Source organism: Streptomyces sp. NPDC041129 (genome assembly GCF_055592265.1).
The window spans coordinates 525,043-545,051 of record NZ_JBVIYV010000001.1 but is presented as its reverse complement, the minus strand read 5'-3'; the positions used below and the strand labels follow the sequence as shown (position 1 = coordinate 545,051).

The window sequence follows — 20,009 nt, the reverse complement described above, 5'->3', positions numbered from 1 at the left end:
ACACGATCCGGCCGAAGGTGAAATCGGCTGGATTGTGACTGTATGTCCGGCCAGCGTGCTGCTACCTTCCTGGCCTGCGGAGCTGGGAGAAAAGGATACGGGCAACGGGGTGACCAGCAGCGAGGGTGAGCCGCTCCGGCTGTACAGGAAAGCTCTGAGGTACGCGGAATCGGATCCCGAGGTCTTCCTCGGTACTGCGAGGAGAGCAGCGGAGTCGATCCTCTTGGACATCGCGCTACGGGAGGCCGTCGGTAGCAAGCCGACCCTTGAGTCCCTTCTGACGGTACTCACCGGCAAAGGCCTGGTGCCACCGAAAATCGTGCTGGCCATTCGCACGATCCAGAACTACGGCAACTACGGCAGTCACGCGCAAGACGCGTCGGCCGAGGAGATCTCGGCCGACGACGTGCGACCGTGCCTGGACGCACTCACCCAGCTGGCCGTCTGGTACGGGCAGACCAGCAAGTCGCTCGCCGAGGAGGACGCCAGGCACCGGCTCTCGGCACACCAGCGCAGAACGGGCACCACGCGGCTCGCCGACTCGACGCTGATCGTGGTGAAGGCGGTGCTACTGGGCTGCGGCTTCGAGAAGGCGATGGCACGACGCAACCACCGCGTCGTACCGGTCCAGCTCCCCTGGGCCGACAGCCTCGTAAGGGACGTGTCGACCCGGCTCCTCGACGCAGCCGTCTACAACGAGCAGCGTGTACTGCGCCTGCTCGAAACGGAGGAGTCGGTCCGCGACCAGGTCGTACCTGTCGGACGGGTCGGCTACTCGATGGGCGGCCGCAACTTCTACCTCCTCGCGGCTCGTGCAGGGCGCTGGGGCGGCGCGACGGCCGAGGAGTTCCTGGCGAATCCCGAGGGGGCTCAGATCGCGGTACCCAAGCACAGCGACATGTTCGACAACCTGCTGTCCGCCCTGGGCACCGACGAGGCGGGCCTGCGGTGCCGCGGGGTGAGCATCCTCGACGTTCCACATCATCTGGGCCTCGAACTCTTCCACCTCAACCGTGACGTACTGGCAGTCGGCGGCCAGAACCTCCGCATGCACGCGCACGACGACGACGCGTACTTCGAACTCCTGAACTCCGAGATGCTGCCCGCCGCCACCCGGACACGGCTGCGTTCCGCCGCCGCAAACGTACTGATAGCGAACCGGGCCTGGCTGGAGGAACTGGAGCTGCCCCCCAGGGAGTTGTTCACGGAACTGATGCGGTCGTTCCATGGAGTCGGCACCGACGAGGCACACTACGAGCGCATGATCCGGGACTTGGTGACACACGCGTCCTTCCCACCGGAGACCCTGGCCGACAGCAGGGAGCGGCTGGTGCGCCATGTGCTCTTCGAGAGCTACCGCTGGGGCTCGCCGTGAGTCGTGAGAAGCGGGTGCTGGTCGTCGGCGGTACGAACTTCGACGTCATCGCCCAGGCGGACCGGCTGCCTCTGGAGCACGAGAAGCTGCGCGGCACGGCGTGCGCGGTGACTCCCGGAGGCGCCGGGGCGAACACGGCCGCCGGCCTGGTCCGTCAGGGCTGCTCGGTCCGGCTCGCCTCGGCGGTCGGGGACGACGCGGCCGGCTCGCTGTGCCTCCAGGCACTGCGTGAGGGCGGCGTCGACACCTCCCTGGTGCGGGTGCAGGACGGAGCCCGGACCAGCACCGCCGTCGTCCTCTCCTCGGGAGGTCGCAAGCGGATGATGACGTTCGCAGGCGCCGATCGCGGTCTCGCGTTCGACGCCGTCACCGAGGACGACGTGCGCGGCTGCGACCACGTCCATGTCGTGGGCGAACCCACCCTGGCCCTGAGGCGCATCGTCGATCTGGCTCACGCAGCCGGGCGCAGCGTCTCCGTCGAGTGGAACGGCCGGGACATGAGCGCGTTGGCGGCGAAGGCGTCGCTCAACTTCATGAACGCCGACGAAGCGTCCCGTATGCCGGGGGCCGTTTCGGCCGATGCGACCGCCAACGCGCGGCGATGTGCCGATCTGGTTTCGGGTGATGTGATAGTGACCATGGGGCCCGAGGGCGCCCTGTGGGCCACTGCCGGGGGACAGCTCTTCCACCAGCCGACGACTCCGGTGGATCCGGTGGACAGGACGGGCGGAGGTGACGCGTTCGACGCTGGTGTCATCGCCGGCTGGCTGAACGGAGAACCACCGGTGACCTGCATGCGACGAGGGCTCGATGCGGCACTGCACGTACTCAGGAAAGTAGGAGCTCACCCATGACGAGATGGCTTGGTGTCGCGCTGCTTCCGCGCGCCGATCAGCTGCATGCCGCCGTCCGGTTGCAAGCGAGCGTCGGTGGAGACGTCAACCTGGAGCCACCGCTCAGCGCGGACGGCAACCTTCCTCATGTCACCGTCTTCCAGGGCCCTTTCCGCGACTCGCTCGATCCTGCCGAGACCCTGGCAGGCATCGCCGCGTCCGCCGCGGAGATCGGCCTGCCCGATGCACTCGTTCTCTCCAGCCCGGGCGTGGTCTACCAGCCCACCGGGTGGCTCTTCCTCGCACTGGAACGGCCGCCTCTGATGATGGCCCTGCAGGAGTCCGTGGTGGCCGTTCTGGACTCGCACCTCGACCGGGGTGCCTTCGACGCGGACAAGGACGTGTCCCGTTTCACGGACAGTGAGCGCATCAGTTACCAGAAATACGGCTACCGCTACGTCGGGGACGCCTATGCCCCGCACATGACGCTGGGCCGCGCGCCAGAGGCGGTCGCCCTCGAGCTGGTCCGCACCACGCCTGAGCGTGTCACCCTGCCCGGCACCTGGGTCTTCGACCGGCTCAGTTTCTACGTCATGGGGCAACACGGGGCTCACGCAGAGAAGTTGGTGGAGCTGCCGCTGGCCCGGCTGTGACCGGGCTCCGGGAATACCGCTCAATCGCCGAACGAGCCATGGACGAGGCGGTCGGCTGGTTGTCGACCGCCTCGGACGAGTGGACGGCGCGACGATTCAAGGCCTCCGGCGAGGAGGTGACGGACGCCGACACCGAGGTGGAGGCCCGTATGACACGGGTCCTGGCTGCCCTCTCGCCGGACATCCCGGTCATCGGCGAGGAGTCGGCGCCGGACCACTACCGGTTGCCGGACCGTTGCTGGCTGCTGGACCCCATCGACGGCACGATGAACTTCACCCGCGGCGCACCCATGTACGCCGTCTCCCTCGCCCATGTACGGGACGGTGCCCCCGTGCTCGGCGTGATCCACGCGCCCGCGCTCGGCCGGCGCTGGACGACCGACCCCACAGTCACCGCCGCGGCGGACGAAGCGACAGGCATAGGAGAGCTGCGGCGCGCGGTGGTCGGTGTCTCAGGAACGGGTTCCGGCCCCCTCCGTGTCCGAAAGTTCCTGTATCGCGTTCAGGAGGAGGCGTACCGCCTCAGAATGCAGGGTTCGATGGCGCTGGACCTCGTGGGCGTCGCCGAGGGTTGGCTCGACGCGTGCGTGTGCGTCGCTCCCAAGCCCTGGGACGTGGCGGCCGGGGTCGCGCTCTGCCGCCAACGGGGACGAATGGTCCTCGGAGCGGCAGGAGAGGCCTTCACCTTCGGCTCACCCCTGCTGGTGGCGGCTGCTCCCGGATCGGCTCGTGCCCTTGTCGAGCATTGGGAACGCGCCTGACGCCCGCGTCGTTGACGCCCCCGAACCTCGTGGCAGCGGATGCCAGAAGGAGCGAGGGCCCCCGCCCGTTGTTCAACGAACGGCATTGCTCCCGCCAAGGGTCGGTCAAAGCCGATCAAGGGTGGAGCCCGGAATCTTGCGTGGCATGTCCATGCGAGGCATAGGATGACCGCGCTGGAAACGGGTGGACTAGACCAAACGTCGGTTCTGTGTCGTGAGCGTGCGACACCAGCGGGGGCATCCAGGGGGCTGTCGCGTGCCGGAGGGCGCGCTCGCCTGTCATGGGTGGCCATGAGGGGGGCTCAACACGTGTCCGAGAACAGCTCTGTGTCGCCGCCGCGCCGGCCTGCAGGCCGCGGAACTCTTCGATGAGCGGCGCGGCTTCATGAACCGCGGGTGACAGGGCGGGCCGCGGCGCTCGCCGATCCCGCGGCCCGCTTCCTGCCCGACGCCAGCGGCCGGCTCCCCAAGCTCCCGCCCGGCCCATGGGCCCCCTTCCGGGCCGAGTCGTGCCCGGACACGGGCGCGGGAACCCCACCGAGAAGCGAGGACAATCTCCTTGAGATCCAACAGACGCATACGCGGGCGGCTCGGCGCCGTGCTGGCCTGCGCCGTGCTGGCCGGCGGGCTGCTGCAGAGCGCGAGCGCGCTCGCGGCGCCCCACGCCGCACCGAGGCCCACGAGCACCGAGCCCGGCAATGCCACGAACGCACCCGGCGGACGGGTCACCAGCCCGGACAAGAAGCTCGGAAAGGGGTGGCGGAGCAGCAGGGACCGGGCCGTGACCGCCGCCGCCGACGTCGACGGGCTGCACGTCCTGGTCGCGGACAGCGCGAGGGCATACGACTGGCGGACCGCCGCCGTGCTCAGCGAGCCCGGCATGCCGGCGGACTCGTGGCTCGGCAACGAGTGCGTCATGGACCGCGACCACGCCGCCGTGGTCTACGCGCCGCGCACCTTCACCAACAAGCCGGACCTGATGCAGGGCGGCGCCTTCGCCGCCGTCGTGAACCTGGCCACCGGCAAGGTCACGAAGCTGCCCTTCACCGCCTCGCTCGCGTACTTCGACCCGTCCTGCAACCCGTCGACCCGCACCGCCGCGTTCACCGCCTTCCGCGACATGAACGACCCGGCCGCCACCCGGACCCGCGTGGTGACCGTGGACACCACCGGCAAGACCGTGGGCGACGCCTCCGCACGCGGCGAGGTCACCAGCGCGGTGCCCGTCGAGGGCGGCGCGGTCGGCGCCCTGGGCCGCAGTGTGGTCCGGCTCGGCCACCGCAACGGCAAGGCCGAGAAGCTGTTCACCGCGGGCGGGGTGCCGTACGACATCCACCCCGTCGACGGCGGCAGGATCGCCTTCGTGGAGCGGCGCGGCACCAAGGTCGCGCGCGCCAGGGTGTGGGGCGGGCACGGCGCGCCGGCCGTTGTCGCCACCGGCAAGCTCGGTGACCTCGACCTCGAACGCGGCGGCTCCGACGCGGTGTTCCTGACCGGGCACCCGGCCGGCGCCACCCACACGGCGGGCACCGGCATCACCCGCGTCGGCGCTCCGGCCGACACGGTCATCTCCAGCCAGGGGCGGCTGGCCGTCGACCCGGTCCTCACCCCCGGGGTGCGGGCGGGACTCGAGCACATCGCGAAGGCGGGCAAGGGCTTCACCAAGGCCGACCCCGCACCGCGCGGCGAGGCCGCCCAGTCCCCGGCCACCGTCGCGGCCAACACGCCGGTGACGGTGACCTCCACGGCCACCGGTACCGGCGCGAGGATCGAGCAGACGGTCACCAGGACCGACGACTCCGCCGGGAAGAGCCGGCTCTCCCCCGCCCTGACCGGCGCGAGCGTGCCGGACTCCGGCGCGGGCGAGCCCAAGCGGTCGACGCTCACCGCCGCCGCGGCCGTCGCTTCACAGGATCCGACGGACCCCGACCGCTGGTGCTCCGTCTCCCGCAACGACGTGAACGCGCAGGCGCTGCAGCCCACGCCGAACCAGGTCGAGTGGGCCGTGGACATGGCCGTACGCGGCCAGTTGCGCTCCCAGTACATCCGCCAGGGCGGCTACCGCAACCAGACCGGGATCGGCACCATCGACCCGCAGGGCCTGTTCCCGGCGCCCACGCTGACCGGTGGCGGGCGGATCCCCGCCAATGTGATGCTGGGCATCATGGCCCAGGAGTCCAACCTCTGGCAGGCCGAATCCGGTTCCATTCCCGGCCAGATGGGCAGCCCGCTGGCCGCGGTGGACGGCTACTACGGCCACAAGGCCGACCCGAGCGACCCGGACGTGTACTGGCACATCAACTGGGACAAGTCCGACTGCGGTTACGGCGTCGGCCAGGTCACCGACGGGATGCGGCTCGCCGGGCACGAGAAGACCGGTGAGACGAGTCTGTCGCCGGCCCTGCAGAAGGCCGTCGCCGTCGACTACGCGACCAACATCGCCGCCTCCATGAAGATCCTCGCGGACAAGTGGAACGAGGTGCACACCGACGGGCAGAAGGTCACCGTCAACGACGACGATCCCTCCCGGGTGGAGAACTGGTTCACCGCCGTGTGGAACTACAACCTCGGCTTCAACGCCCCCACCCCGCACGTCGACGGCCCCTGGGGTCTGGGCTGGTACAACAACCCGGCGAACCCGATCTACAAGAAGAGCTGGGGCCACCCGTTCATGGACACCGACGTGGACGGCACGGAGGCGAACAAGGACGCGGCGCACCCGCAGGACTGGCCGTACGAGGAGAAGGTGATGGGCTGGGCCGCCTGGTCCATGGACACCGGTTACTCCTACGCCACGTCCGGCCGCCAGGACTGGCCCGGCGAGTCCGGGTTCTCCTCGGCCGGCTTCCGGCCCGCCTGGTGGGTGACCAAGGAGCAGCGCAGCCAGGTCTCGCCGCCCCTGAGCACGTTCTGCAACGAGTACAACTACTGCGACTCGATCAACCCGCCGGACTGCGACACCGAGGCGTGCTACTCGCAGTACTGGTGGCACGCGCCGAACGCGACCTGGAAGGACGACTGCGCGACCGACTGCGGTCACGAGAGCATCAAGTACCAGACCCTGGTCACCGAGCCGGGACGCGGCTACCGCCTGCAGCACGGCGAACCGGTCTGCTCCGGCGCCCCCGGCACCCATGTCGTCGCCTCCGTCGCCAACGGAACCGAGTCCTGGGGCGACTGCGGGCAGGTGACGTCCTCGGGCAGCTTCCAGTTCGACTTCAACGCCGACGCCGCGAACCACTACGAGGCCAAGGCGGACCTGCACCAGGTCGGCGGCGGTTACGGCGGTCACTTCTGGTACGCCCACACCCGCGACTCCGAGCATCTGGGCGGCGATTACGGCCCGATGACCATCACCGGCACCTGGACACTCGGCCAGAGCCTGGACTGGGCAAGGGTGTTCGTGCACGTCCCCGACACCGGGGCCCACACCCAGCAGGCCCACTACGTGATCAAGGGTGTCGCGGGCGGTGACCGTGACCGTTACATCAACACCCACTACGGCAAGAGCACCTGGGTGGAGCTCGGCGTCTACCACTTCACCGGTACGCCCCGCGTGCAGCTGACGAACACCACGGACGACGGCACGGCCGACGAGGACATCGCGTTCACTTCGGTCGCCTTCCAGGATCTCCCGGGCAAGCCGAAGGACATGGTCGCCGTGCTGGGCGACTCCTACTCCTCCGGCGAGGGCGCGGGCGCCTACTCCCCCGAGTCCGACCGGGACAGCGAGAAGGAGACCTGGAACGCCTGCCGGCGCAGCGACAACTCCTGGTCGCGCAAGGCGACCCTGCCCGGCCAGTCGTCCACCCTCGGCCAGATCGCCGACCAGCACGCCACCTCCGCCGACTTCCTGGACGTGGCCTGCTCCGGCGCACTGACGTGGAACGTGCGCGGAAAGGCGACGGACGACCAGGGCAACGACTACGACACCTGGCCGGTGTCATGGGACGACCGGAGCAAGTACGCGCATGCGGACGGGCAGTTCCACGAGATGGCCCAGATCAAGTCCGGGGTGCTCAGCAGCGACACCACCCTGGTCGCCCTGACGGTCGGCGGCAACGACGCGGGCTTCCCGAGCATCATGCAGTCGTGCGCGCTCGAGGGCTGTCCCTCCGAGGACGACGTCGACCGGGCCATCGACGAGACCGTTCCGAAGGTCGAGAAGACCCTGCGGGAGATCCACGACCAGGCACCCAACGCCAAGATCATCCTGCTGGGTTACCCCCAGCTGTTCAACGAGGACTCCCTCACCTGTGTGAGCGGCGTCGGCGGGGCGGGGATGATCCGCATCAACGCCATGGCCCGGACCATGGCCGACGAGCAGCAGCAAATGGTCGCGTCACTGCACTCGTCGGGCATTCCGGTGACCTACGAATCGCCCGACCCCGACTTCGAGGGCCGGCGCGCCTGCGACGACCCCGAGGGCATCAACAAGATCGTCGTCGCCCCCCAGGGGGACGGTGACTTCCGCTGCGAGCTGGGAGGAAGCTGGTGCGTCAGCCGCGAGAGCTTCCACCCCACCGGGACCGGTACGAGCGCCTACGCCCAGGCGTTCGTCCGCGCCGTGGGCAAGCTGTGATCCGCCGTGCCGGCTGACGGTCGCGGGAGGACCGCCGGATGGGCGAAGGCGCTGGCCGCCTTCGTCTTCCTGGTCCTTTTCCCTCTGGTCATCTGGTTGTTCGTCTCCTTCCACGGGTCCGGCGCGTTCCCCTGGTGAGGACGGCGGACGCGTGACGCACCCGCCTGCGGACGTCTGCTTCGACCGTGTTCGCGCCCGTCCCCGGCCGGGGACGGGCGCGAACACGGCGAGGCCGTCCGCGGACAGTGGAATTCCTGTCACCTTTCCAAGCTCTCTCTGTAAGATCCACTTCAAATGATCATCACAACCCGAGCGAAGGGTTCCTCCAGCATGAAGAACATCCGCCTGCGGTCCAGGATCGGCGCGGTGGCCTCCGCGTTCGCCGCGACCGCCGCGCTCATGGCCGGCGCCACCCCCGCCCACGCCGCCGAGTACAAGGTCACGGACAACTGCGACGTGCCCTGGATCACCTGTTCCGAAGGCGATCTGTGGCTGCTGTACAACTCCAAGGAGCTGGCGGTCAGCGGCGGCAGATACGTGACGAGCTGGTCGTCGTTCTACGGCAACGTGAACGACTACTGGGGCACCAGCCAGTACCAGGGCTCCACGCTGAGCACGTACCGCTACGTGTTCAACGGCAACGGCACCGGCTCCGGCCAGTACACGAAGAACAACGCGGCCTCGGTGCAGAACTGCGCCCCGGCCGACAACTACCGCGTGTACTACAACTCGGGCTACGGCGGCACCTCGCAGTACTTCGCGCACAACGAGCCCTACGGTGACTGCAACCTCACCAACCTGATCTCGGCGCTGAAGAACAACAACGCCTCCCAGCACTTCGCCTGATCCGAACCGAGGAGTCACCCCCATGTGGAACAAGCGCGCCTTCATCGCCGCAACTGTCATGATCGCGACAACCGGGATGCTCTCGGCCTGCGGATCGAGCGGCTCCGGCCATGACGCGGCGGCCCCGGTCGCGGCGAACAAGCCGCTCGTCGACAAGGCCAACTGGCCCAAGGCGACCCCGCAGCGCGGCCTGGCCAAGGGCCTGTCGCTGCCGCTCGAGGCCTACATGCAGACCTACGCCGACACCGTCACCCTGGACACGGCCACCCGCCACCTCCAGGAGAAGTGCATGGCCGGCTACGGCTTCGACGTCAAGCTCACCGTGGCCGGCGCCACCCCGCCGCCGAACGACAACGACGCCAACATGGAGCGCCGTTACGGCCTCACCGACCGCGCCAACGCCGCGAAGTACGGCTACGGTCTGCCCGGCGCCCTGACCGACCAGCCCCGGCAGAAGGTGCCCAGCCTGAGCGAGACGCAGGTGGAGGTGCTGACCGGGCACGGCAAGCCGACCAAGGCGGGGGCGGACGGCTCCTTCGTCGCCAAGGCCGCGCCGAAGACCTACAACGGCAAGAAGATCCACGCCAAGGGCTGTGTCGGCTACGCGGCCGAGAAGATCGGCAAGCCGGCCGTCGACTTCCAGCTCGTCTCGGAGCTGAACGGCCAGTCGTTCGTGCAGTCGATGCAGGTCCCGGCCGTCAAGAAGGCCATGGGCGCCTGGTCGCGGTGCATGAAGGGCAAGGGCTACGAGGCCGCGACGCCGACCGAGTCGGCCGACCTGGTCCCGCACACCGACCCGGCCACCCAGAAGGAGATCGACGTCGCCCTGGCGGAGATCGACTGCAAGCAGCGGACCAACCTGGTGGACGTCTGGTTCAAGGCCGAAACCAAGATCCAGAAGAAGCAGATCACGGCCCACAAGAGCACTCTGACGGCCGCGAAGGCGGAGAACACCAAGGCCCTCACCGCCGCCGGCACGGCGCTGAAGGACTGACGTGGGGCAGGGCCCCGGGCACCGTGTGACACGGTGGCCGGGGCCCTGCCGCATCCGGGTCGCGGGTCAGGTCCGGAGCCAGACCGCCGTGTCCCGCGGCAGCCGGCCCGTATCGTCGAGCGGACCGCTCGCGAGCAACAGGTCCTCGTACGCCGGGAGTTCGGCCGACCGCCCGGACAGGTTGACGACGCAGACCAGTCCGTGCTCCCGGGCGAAGGCGAGGACACCGTCACCGGAGGGCAGCCAGGTGAGGGGGCCGTCCCCGAAACCCGGCACGGACCGGCGCAGGAGCAGGGCCGCACGGTACAGCGCGAGCATCGAGTCCGGGTCGGCCGCCTGCCGGTCGACGGCGTAGTGGCCCCAGTCCTCGGGCTGCGGGAGCCAGGGTGCGGCACCCGCGCCGAAGCCGCACCAGAGGGCGCCGGCCTCCCACGGCAGCGGGATGCGGCAGCCGTCCCGCCCCGGGTCGGTGCCTCCCGAGCGGAAGTGCATGGGGTCCTGGATGCTCGTCCGCGGGACGTCGGCCTCGGGCAGCCCCAGCTCCTCACCCTGGTACAGGTAGACGGAGCCGGGCAGGGCCAGGGTCAGCAGGGCGGCGGCGCGGGCCCGCCTGGTGCCCAGCTCCAGGTCGGTCGGGATGCCGAAGGCCTTCGCGGCGAAGTCGAAGGAGGTGTCGGCGCGCCCGTAGCGGGTGACGGTACGCGTGACGTCGTGGTTGCACAGGACCCAGGTGGCGGGGGCCCCGACGGGGGCGTGCTCGGCGAGCGTGTCGTCGATGGCGCTCCGCAGGCGGTCCGGTTCCCAGGGGCAGGCGAGGAAGTTGAAGTTGAAGGCGGTGTGGAGTTCGTCGGGCCGGAGATAGCGGGCGAAGCGTTCGGCGTCCGGCAGCCAGACCTCGCCGACGAACACCGCCCCGTACTCGTCGGCGATCGACCGCCAGGAGCGGTAGACGTCGTGCAGCTCGTCCTGGTCGATGTACGGGTGCGGGTCCACGCCCTCCTCGAAGTCGGCGAGCGCGGGATCCTTGACGAGCAGGGCGGCGGAGTCGATGCGTACGCCGGCGACGCCGCGTTCGAACCAGAAGCGCAGGATCTCCTCGTGCTCCCGGCGGACCGCGGGGTGGGCCCAGTTGAGGTCGGGCTGCTCCGGGGTGAAGAGGTGCAGGTACCAGTCGCCGTCGGGCACCCGGGTCCAGGTGGGTCCGGAGAACTGTGACGGCCAGTCGTTGGGCGGGCGTTCGCCGTTCCCGCCGCGCCCGGGGCGGAAGTGGAACAGCTCCCGCTCGGGGCTGCCGGGCCCGGCCTCCAGCGCGGCGCGGAACCAGGGGTGCTGGTCGGAGACGTGATTGGGGACGATGTCGACGATGACCCGGATGCCCAGTTCGGCGGCCTCCGCGATGAGCTTCTCGGCTTCGGCGAGGGTCCCGAACGCCGGGTCGATGGTGCGGTAGTCGGAGACGTCGTAGCCGCCGTCCACCAGCGGGGAGGCGTACCAGGGGGTGAACCAGACGGCGTCGACGCCCAGTTGTGCGAGGTGGGGCAGTCTCGCCCGGACTCCCGCGAGGTCCCCGGTGCCGTCGCCGTCGCCGTCGGCGAAGCTGCGCGGGTACACCTGGTAAATGACGGCGTCGCGCCACCAGTCGTCGGTGCGGGGCGAGTGAGGGGCTGCCAACTGACGTTCCTTTCGGGCAGGGTGGATCTTCGCCGCCGGCCCGGATGCTGCGGGGCGTCGGACGGGCCGGCGGCGAAGGCTGGGAAGGGGAGGGAGAGGCCGGGAACCGGCGGGCGGTGCGGTCAGCCCTTGAGGCCGCCGGCGGTCAGGCCGCTCATGATGTTCCGCTGGAAGACCAGGAAGATCAGCAGGGTCGGCACCGAGGCGATCGTCAGGGCAGCGATCAGGATGTTCACGGGGACCCCGGTGGAGAGCGAGTAGATCCCCACGTTGAGGGTCTGCTTCGACGGGTCGGGCAGGGTGAGCATCGGCCAGAGGAAGTCCTTCCAGACGCCGACGATCGCGAAGATCGACACCACGCCGAGGATGGGCCGGGAGATGGGCAGCACGATCGACCAGAGGATCCGCACCGGGGAGGCGCCGTCCATGGCGGCCGCGTCGAGGAGTTCCTTCGGGATGGAGTCGAAGAACCGCTTCAGCAGGAAGATGTTGAAGGCGTTGGTGACCGAGGGGAGCCAGATCGCCCAGGGCGTGTTCAGCAGGTTCCGGTGCACGATCGGCACGTCGAGAACGGTCAGGTACTGGGGTACGACCAGCACGGTGGCCGGGATCATGAGCGTGGCCAGCATCATGCCGAGGATCGCCTTGCCGAACACCGGGCGGAGCTTGGACAGCGAGTAGGCGGCGGCCACGTCGAGGACGAGCTGGCAGGCCAGCGCGCCGAACGCGTAGAACGTCGTGTTGAGCAGCAGCCGGGAGAGGTCCATGACGTCCCAGGCACGGGTGTAGTTGCCCGGGGTGAAGGACTTCGGTACCAGGGTCGGCGGGGTCTGGATCACCTCCTGCGCGTCCTTCACGCCGCTGGAGGCCAGCCAGTACATCGGCCCGAGGAACACCAGGGCGAAGGCCCCGACGACCACGGCGAAGACCGCCCAGTAGAGGAACTTCCCGCACGGCTTGGCGAGTTGGGCCGGTGAGATGAGTGTGCGTGTGGACATGCGGGTGTCTCCCCCGTCTACTCGTCGCCGGCGCGGCTGAGCCGCACGTACGCCGCCGAGAAACCGGCGAGGAGTACGAGCAGGAGCAGGCCGAGCGCCGCCGCGGCACCGTAGTTGTTGAAGTTGAAGGCGTACTGGTAGATCAGGTAGACGACGGTGGTGGTCGAACCCTCGGGGCCGGCGCCGCCGGTGAGCAGGAACGGCTCGACGAAGACCTGCATGGTCGCGATGACCTGCATCAGCAGCATCAGTGACAGGATCAGCCGGGTCTGCGGGATCGTGACGTGCCAGACCTTGCGCAGCAGGCCGGCGCCGTCGAGCTCGGCCGCCTCGTACAGCTCGCCGGGGATGCCCTGGAGCGCGGCGAGGTAGATCAGGGTCGCGCCGCCCATGTTCATCCAGGTCGAGGCGATGACCACGGACAGCATCGACAGGCCGGGGTCCTGCAGCCACTGCTGCTCGGGCAGGTGCAGAAAGCCCAGCAGCTCGTTCAGCAGGCCGTATCCGGGGTCGTAGAGGTACTTGAAGAGCAGCACGGAGGCGACCGGCGGGAGCATCACGGGCAGGTAGACGAGGAGCCGGAGGAAGCCCTGGCCGTGCCGGAACTCGTTGATGACGATCGCGGTGAGGAAGGGCACCGCGAAGCCGAGGAGCAGCGCCAGCAGGGTGAACAGCAGGGTGTTGCGCCAGGCCTGCCAGAAGGCGGGGTCGTGGTAGACGGTTTCGAGGTTGTCCAGGCCGACCCAGCTGGTCCCGCCGTTGCCGGTCTTCTGGAACGCGAGGCCGAACTCCCTGATCATCGGGTACCAGGAGAACACCGCGAAGCAGATCACCGCGCCGATGAGGAAGCCGTGGGCGGTGAGGTTGCGCCGCAGCCCGCGGGCGAACCGGCCGCCGGGTGGTGGCGGGCCCGCAGCGCGCGGGGGTGCCGGGCGGGCGGGGTCCGCCGTGCTCGGGATCAGACTGGGGGCCGCCATCGTCGCTCCTTGGTGCTCGGCTGCCGGATTGCGGGGGCGCACGCGCCGCGGGGCCGGGGGGGCCGGGGCGCGGACACGGTGCTCCCGGCGGTGGCGGGCCCGTGGGCCCGCCCTCCGCCGGGGACCGGTCACTGGTTGGCGAGGACCTGGTTGACCTGGGACTCGGCCGTGGAGAGCAGCTTGTCGACATCGGCGTCCTTGTTGGTGAGGATGCCGGACATCACGTTGTCGAGGACCTTGTAGATCTCCTGCGCCTTGGGCGGTTCGGCCTTGCCGGGCACCGGGTTGTCCGTGAACGTCTGGAAGTTGGCGACGGGCATGGTGGCGTTCGCCAGCCGTGCGGCGTCGTCCTTCTTCTTCGACTCCCCCAGCCAGAAGTTGGGCTGCGGGACGCCGACCGGAAGCTTGTCGGCCTTGGTGCGGGCCCACTGGAACTGGCCCTTGCCGACGGTGAGGTTCTTGAAGTTCAGCCAGGCGACCGCGGCCTTGATCTTGTCGCCGGAGATACCGCTCTTGATCATGTAGTTGTTGCCGCCGGCCAGGGTGTTCTGCTCGCCCGGGATCGGGCCCATGCCGAAGTTCTCGTACTTGGCGCCGAGTTGCTGGACCATGTACGCGATGTCGTCGGGGGCGGCCAGGAACATGCCGAGCTTGTCGCTCGCTATCTGCTTCTGCAGGTCGCCCCACTTGAGCAACTGGGTCTTGCCCATGCTGTCGTCGTCCCAGCGCATGGCGTGCAGGTTGCGCGCCACCTGCCGGCCGATGTCGTTGTTGAACGCGGCCTTCTTGCCGCTCGCGTCCACGATGTCGCCGCCGAGGCTGTACACCTGGGCGGTGAAGTGCCAGCCGCCGGTGTTGGCCGCGCTGTAGTCGCCGTAGCCGGCGATGCCATTGCCGAGGGCGGCGATCCTCTTGGCCGCGGCGCGGACCTCGTCCCAGGTGCGCGGCGGCGAGTCGGGGTTGAGGCCGGCCTGCTCGAAGAGCTTGCGGTTGATGAGCAGACCCATGGTGTAGTTGCTGGTGGGCAGGCCGTAGAGCTTGCCGTCGTGCTTGAGCGAGCCGAGGACGTTGGGGTCGATGTCCTTCAGCAGCGGGACCGTACGGTCGTTGACGTAGGCCGTGATGTCGGCGGCGCCGTCGTTGTCGAGCACCTGCGGCAGGTCGGTGAAGTACGTGTAGAAGACGTCGGGCTGGGACTTCGCCTTCAGCATCGCGGTGAAGCGGGGCGGCTCCAGGCACTGGCCCGGGGTGGAGCGGCCCTCGATGGTCACGTTCGGGTACTTCTTGTTGAACTCGGCGACGTCCTGCTTCCACTCCCTGAGTTCGGCCGCCTTGGCCGCGGGGGGCATGCAGTCGATGGTGATCGTCACCTTGGCCTTGGGGTCCAGGGGGGCGGCCGGGTCGGAGGAGCCGCCTCCTTCGGAACCACCGGCGCCGTTGTTGCTCGCGCTGGTGCCGCAGGCGGCGAGCGCGGTCAGGGTGAGCGCGGAGACGAGGGCGACCGCGCCGGAGCGGCGGGTACGGCGGAACCGGGCACTTCTCATGGGTGGTCCCCTTCGGGCATGAACGGTGAGGTCGCCCCACCGTCGGTGCGACTCGGTGCGTTGTGGGGCGCCGCACACTCAACCACCATCAACAACGGCCCGCAAGATATCGCGCCGAGTTCGTAAATGTTTGACAGTCGCGGCGCCCAGTCACGCATGACTGGCGTCGGCGCCAGGGCCCGAACTGCCCTCTGCCAACGGCAAAGCAGCCCGCGGCCCGCCTCGGGAGACACCCGAGGCGGGCCGCAGCACCCTCATCTCGAGGGGGCGAACGCACGCAAGCCTGCTGCAAAGCCCCGCAAACAGCTTGCGGCGATCTCAGGGGTTGATGTTGATCCTGAAGGTGGACGTGGTGTTGCGGACGTCCACCGCGTTGCCGCTCATCCGCAGCCCGTTGAACGTCACCTCGCCCACGGCGGGCCCCTGCCCCGCCTCGGGCATATCGTTGGCCCACAGGCCGAAGCCCGACTTGGGGTCGTAGGCGTCCCCGCTCTTGCGGGCGCCGGTGATGGAGACGTCGGTGAAGACGGTGTCCTTGACGGGGTACTGCGGCTGTCCGCCGGAGTAGTTGGTCTGGAACATCACCCCGCTGTACGTGGGATCGACGATGTCGACGTGGTTGACCCGGATGCCCTGGAACACCTTCGACGCGGAGAAGACCCAGATGCCCGGGAAGGTCTGCGCGCCCCAGAAGTGGCCGCCGGCCCGCTCGATCGTCACGTTCTCGAAGGTGGTCGGATCGGTCCCGAAACCGTTCATCGGGTAGCCGAAGTCCAGGGAGGAGATGGTGATTCCGGAGTACACCAGCGTGTCCGCGATGCGGATGTTGCGGAACGTGTTGTGGTAGCCGCCGTAGACGGCCACGCCGGCGGCGCGCCAGGTCAGGGTGCTGGTCAGGTTCTCGTAGACGTTGTTCTTCTCATCCGCGCCGCCGGCGTCGATCGCCGAGAACAGCGCGAAGCTGTCGTCGCCGGTGGCGCGCGCGTCGTTGTTGGTCACTAGGTTGTCGGTGGAGCCGTTGGTCATGTTGACGCCGTCGGCGAACATGTCCCGGATCCGGGAGTTCCTGATGGTCATCCGGTCGGTGTCGGCCCCCCAGTACAGGCAGACCATGTGCTCGTTCCAGATGTCGTCGATGACGATGTCCGAGACGCCCGAGAAGTCGAACACCTTGCCCGGGCCGTCGATCCGCGAGGTGTAGTTGCCGAAGTAGGCGAAGCCCTTGAAGAGCGAGCCCTTGGCCGTCGCGTCGGCCCGGAAGCCGATGTCGGTGTTCTCCTGCGCCGCCGGCGCGTGGAACGTCGTGTACCAGGGGCCGGCGCCGACCACGCGTACGGCCTTGCCGTACACCTGGAACTTGTTAGACGTCTCGTAGTCGCCGGGCGGCAGGTAGACGCCGACGAGCTTGCCGGTGGTGTCCATGCGCACCTTGTCCAGGGCGTCCTGCACGGCCTGTTGGGTGAATCCGCCGGGCACGGCGTACGCGGCGGGGTCGGGGTTGGCGACCGGCGCTACCTGCTCCAGGTTGACGAAGTCGATCGCGTACGTGGAGGTGTTCGCGGCGTCCTTCTGCAGCCGGATGGTGCTGCCCTTGGGCACGGTCTCGCCGAGCAGGATGTGCGCCTCGTCGTAGATGTGCCGCGGGGCCCCCGAGCCCGGGAAGTTGCCGGGCGCGGTCTCCGCCCCGTACAGCCAGGCGTACTTCGAGGTCAGGGGCAGCGCCTTCTTGAAGACGCCGTCGACGTAGACGTCGATCGTCGTGTCGATGCCCCCGCCGCCCGGGGCGTCCGGGATGGAGAAGCGTGTGACCAGGGTGTTTGTCGCGGCGCGGGTGGTGAACTCGACGTACTGCCCCGTCGCGTCCAGGGTGACGGCCTTGCGGCCGGAGGCCTCGCCCGCGACATCGCCCACGGTGCGGTTGGGCCCGACCACCTTGGCGCCGCCGCCGACCGTGCCGTCCTCAGCCTCGTACATGTCGTACGGCATGTCGGCGCCGCGGCCGACGAACAGCGGCCGGCTGGAGGTGTTGTTGTCGCGCTTGACCGGCACCTCGCCGGTGTCGGCGGCGACGACGGTCTTCACGGTGTACGAGCCGTTGGCGGCGGTCCAGGGGCCCAGCCGCACGTCCTGTGCGGAGCCCGCGGCCAGGGTACCGTCGTAGGAGCCGGTCAAGGTCCTGACCGTGTCGCCCTTGGAGTCGGTCAGGGTGAGGGTGACGCCGTGGGCGCCTCCGGCGCTGGCCCGGGTGCCCTGGTTCTTCAGGGTCACCGTGAAGGTGACGTCGTCGCCCGCCGTCGGGCTGGACGGCAAGGTGGTCACCGAGGAGGCGACGAGGTCGGAGGTGTCGACGGGCTTGACCACCAGCGGACTCGGGCTGGTGTAGGTGTTGTCGGTCTCGTTCTGCTCGATGACCGCGTCACCGTCGTCGGCGACCGCGCCGAGCTGGTAGGTTCCCGCGTCGCGCTGCCCGAGGGAGGCGGTGACGGTGGTCTGCGCTCCGGCCGCGAGCGCACCGACCTGCGCGGTGGCGGCCCTGGTGCCGCCGAGGGTCACCGCGACCCTGCTCGCCGGGGCGGCGGCCGGGCCGCCGTTGCGCACGGTGGCCGACACGGCGATGGTGTCCGACTCGACCGGGGCGGCGGGCGACACGGTCAGGCCGGTGACCTCCAGGTCCGGGTTGGGTGCCGGGACCCCGATCACCTGGAACTCCGCGAGCTGGCCCCCGGTGGCACCGGAGTTGGCCGTGAACCGCAGCCGTACGTCGGCCACCCGGGCGGAGACCGGGACGGTGACGGTGTTGCCGTCGGCCGGGTCGAAGGTGTAGCTCTTCGCCGCGACCAGGGAGGTGAAGTCCCCGGCGCTCTGCTCCCGGCCCAGCACCTCGATCGTCTGGGTCCGTTTGGCCCAGACCGAGTCCGGGTTCAGCTTCAGGACGAGGCGGTCCAGGTCGGCGTTGGCCCCCAGCTTGACGGTGAGCGTGTTCGGGTAGCTGCCGGCGGCGCCCTCCCAGTAGGTGGCCGTGCTGTTGTCGTCGGCGTTCGCGGCGACGTAGGAGTCGACCGCGGAGGAGGCGGTGATGGGCTTGCCGACGGCGAGGTTGGAACCGGTGCCGCCGCTGCCGTCGCGGGTCACGCTGTTGCTGGGGACGGACCTGTTGCCGGCCGCGTCGCGGGCGCGCACGTAGTAGGTCACCGTGCGCGTCGCGGGCTGGGTGTCGGTGAAGGTGGTGACGTCACCGGCGACGCTGTCGCGCAGGGTGTTGCCGGCGTAGACGTCGTACCCGGTGACCCGGGTGTCGTCGGAGGACGCGGTCCAGGTCAGCTTGATCTTGCCGTCCGCCGGCTCGGTGTACGCCAGGTTCGACGGGGCGGTCGGGGCCTGGGTGTCGCCCTTGTCTCCGGTGCGGGTGACGGTGTTGCTGTTGCCCGACTGGTTGCCGGCCGCGTCCCGGGCGCGCACGTAGTAGGAGACGGTCTCACCGGCCGGCCGGGTGTCGGTGTAGGTGGTGACGTCACCGGCGAGGCCGGCCAGCAGTGAGCCGTTGGCGTAGACGTCGTAGCCCGTCACACCGACGTCGTCGGTGGCCGCGTTCCAGCTCAGCCGGACCTGTCCGGTCGTGGGCTCGGTGTACGCCAGACCCGCCGGGGCGCTGGGGGCCCGGGTGTCCCCGGTCTCCGGGCCGTACACCTCCAGTTCGGCGATCTGGGCGGCGGGCTGGACGGAGTTCGCCGTGACGAGTACCCGGACATAGCGGGTGGTGGTGGCGTCCAGGGCGATGGCCGCCGAATTGCCGGTCGCCGGGTCGAAGGCGTAGGCCCGGGAGGCGGTCAGGTCGGTGAAGTCGGTGCCGTCGGTGCTGCCCTGGATCTTCAGCGTCTGACTGCGCTTCTCCCAGCTCCCGGGCAGCCGCAGCACCACTCGGTCGACACGGACGGAAGAGCCGAGGTCGGCGCGCAGCCACTGCGGGAAGTCGTGGGCGGCGCTCTCCCAGTAGGTGGCCGGGTTGCCGTCGCCCGCGTTCTCGGCGGTGTACGTCTGGATGTGGCTGCCGGCGGAGAGGGGCCGGCCGGCGGCCAGGTTCACCGACGACTCACCGGCGGCGTGCACCTCCAGCTCGGAGAGCTGCGCAGCCCCCCAGCCGGTGTTCCCGGTGACGTCGATCCGTACGAACCGGGTCCGGACCGCCGGGAACGCGACCGTGACGGTGTTGCCGGACCCCGGGCTGAAGGTGTACGAGGCGGACGTCTTCAGCGTGCTGAAGCTCGTGCCGTCGGCGCTGCCCTGGACGGAGAGGGTCTCCGCCCGGCTCTCCCACCCGGCGGGCAGCTCGAGGACGACCTCGTCGACGTTCTCGGTCGTGCCCAGGTCGGTCTGCACCCACTGGGGGAAGCCGGAGCCGGCGCTCTGCCAGTAGGTGCCCTGGTTGCCGTCGGTGATGTTCCCTGCGGCGTACTCGCTGTGGGCGCTGCTCGCGGACGCCTTGTCCCCCAGCGCGATGTTCGGTCCTCCGGTGGCCCGGGCGGTCATCACCGGGCCGACCAGTGCCAGGAGGCCGGTCACGATCACGGCGCTCAGGCACCGCGATCCCCTTCTGCGGATTCTCATCAGTCCCTCGAATCTAGGCCTCATGAATGAAACGCATGGATGTCTCTTCTTTGCATTGCACGCTCAGAGACTTCCAGAGGGCTGTTGAGTCGTCTACGTCACCGACGCGAAAACTTGTGGATCAAGGCATACGAAAACACCGGCACCGGAACCGCGGAGGCGGTGTCCCG

Annotated in this window: 12 protein-coding genes; 7 read left to right on the top strand and 5 right to left on the bottom strand. The window is 69.3% G+C overall.

Going from position 1 to position 20,009, the window contains the following annotated elements; genetic code table 11:
• The first annotated feature begins 55 nt into the window (after nucleotides 1–55).
• The 7 genes from ACZ6B1_RS02345 (at nucleotide 56) to ACZ6B1_RS02315 (ending at nucleotide 10,044) form a co-directional block, all read left to right on the top strand.
• Nucleotides 56–1,375 carry a DUF4145 domain-containing protein gene (locus tag ACZ6B1_RS02345; RefSeq protein WP_468774167.1) on the top strand — a complete coding sequence of 440 codons (1,320 nt, stop codon included), beginning with the start codon at nucleotides 56–58 and terminating at the stop codon, nucleotides 1,373–1,375.
• On the top strand, nucleotides 1,372–2,229 hold the full coding sequence (locus ACZ6B1_RS02340) for a carbohydrate kinase family protein (protein WP_468774165.1): 858 nt from the start codon (nucleotides 1,372–1,374) through the stop codon (nucleotides 2,227–2,229). Before ACZ6B1_RS02345 ends, ACZ6B1_RS02340 begins: the two co-directional genes overlap by 4 nt.
• Nucleotides 2,226–2,861 (top strand): 2'-5' RNA ligase family protein, encoded by a 636-nt coding sequence (locus ACZ6B1_RS02335; protein ID WP_468774163.1) that lies wholly within the window; start codon nucleotides 2,226–2,228, stop codon nucleotides 2,859–2,861. Before ACZ6B1_RS02340 ends, ACZ6B1_RS02335 begins: the two co-directional genes overlap by 4 nt.
• Before the next feature lie 38 nt (nucleotides 2,862–2,899).
• Nucleotides 2,900–3,622 (top strand): inositol monophosphatase family protein, encoded by a 723-nt coding sequence (locus ACZ6B1_RS02330; protein WP_468774162.1) that lies wholly within the window; start codon nucleotides 2,900–2,902, stop codon nucleotides 3,620–3,622.
• 559 nt (nucleotides 3,623–4,181) lie between these two features.
• Nucleotides 4,182–8,204: an SGNH/GDSL hydrolase family protein gene (locus ACZ6B1_RS02325; protein ID WP_468774160.1), complete on the top strand. Its 4,023-nt coding sequence runs from the start codon at nucleotides 4,182–4,184 to the stop codon at nucleotides 8,202–8,204.
• A gap of 330 nt (nucleotides 8,205–8,534) precedes the next feature.
• Nucleotides 8,535–9,050 carry a hypothetical protein gene (locus ACZ6B1_RS02320; RefSeq protein WP_468774158.1) on the top strand — a complete coding sequence of 172 codons (516 nt, stop codon included), beginning with the start codon at nucleotides 8,535–8,537 and terminating at the stop codon, nucleotides 9,048–9,050.
• Nucleotides 9,051–9,072: 22 nt separating this feature from the next.
• The gene (locus ACZ6B1_RS02315; RefSeq protein ID WP_468774157.1) at nucleotides 9,073–10,044 is read left to right on the top strand and encodes a hypothetical protein; all 972 of its coding nucleotides are present in this window, start codon (nucleotides 9,073–9,075) and stop codon (nucleotides 10,042–10,044) included.
• 66 nt (nucleotides 10,045–10,110) lie between these two features.
• Here ACZ6B1_RS02315 and ACZ6B1_RS02310 read toward each other — a convergent pair whose 3' ends face one another.
• The 5 genes from ACZ6B1_RS02310 to ACZ6B1_RS02290 form a co-directional block, all read right to left on the bottom strand.
• The gene (locus ACZ6B1_RS02310) at nucleotides 10,111–11,715 is read right to left on the bottom strand and encodes a glycoside hydrolase family 13 protein (protein WP_468774155.1); all 1,605 of its coding nucleotides are present in this window, start codon (nucleotides 11,713–11,715) and stop codon (nucleotides 10,111–10,113) included.
• 122 nt (nucleotides 11,716–11,837) lie between these two features.
• Nucleotides 11,838–12,713, bottom strand: coding sequence for a carbohydrate ABC transporter permease (locus ACZ6B1_RS02305; RefSeq protein WP_468774153.1), 876 nt, complete (start codon nucleotides 12,711–12,713; stop codon nucleotides 11,838–11,840).
• A 17-nt stretch (nucleotides 12,714–12,730) separates the two neighbouring features.
• A complete protein-coding gene (locus ACZ6B1_RS02300; RefSeq protein WP_468774151.1) occupies nucleotides 12,731–13,690 on the bottom strand; it encodes a carbohydrate ABC transporter permease in 960 nt (319 codons plus the stop codon).
• Nucleotides 13,691–13,818: 128 nt separating this feature from the next.
• Nucleotides 13,819–15,234 (bottom strand): ABC transporter substrate-binding protein, encoded by a 1,416-nt coding sequence (locus tag ACZ6B1_RS02295; protein WP_468774149.1) that lies wholly within the window; start codon nucleotides 15,232–15,234, stop codon nucleotides 13,819–13,821.
• A 318-nt stretch (nucleotides 15,235–15,552) separates the two neighbouring features.
• Nucleotides 15,553–19,839, bottom strand: coding sequence for a discoidin domain-containing protein (locus ACZ6B1_RS02290; RefSeq protein ID WP_468774147.1), 4,287 nt, complete (start codon nucleotides 19,837–19,839; stop codon nucleotides 15,553–15,555).
• Between the last annotated feature and the right edge of the window lie 170 nt (nucleotides 19,840–20,009).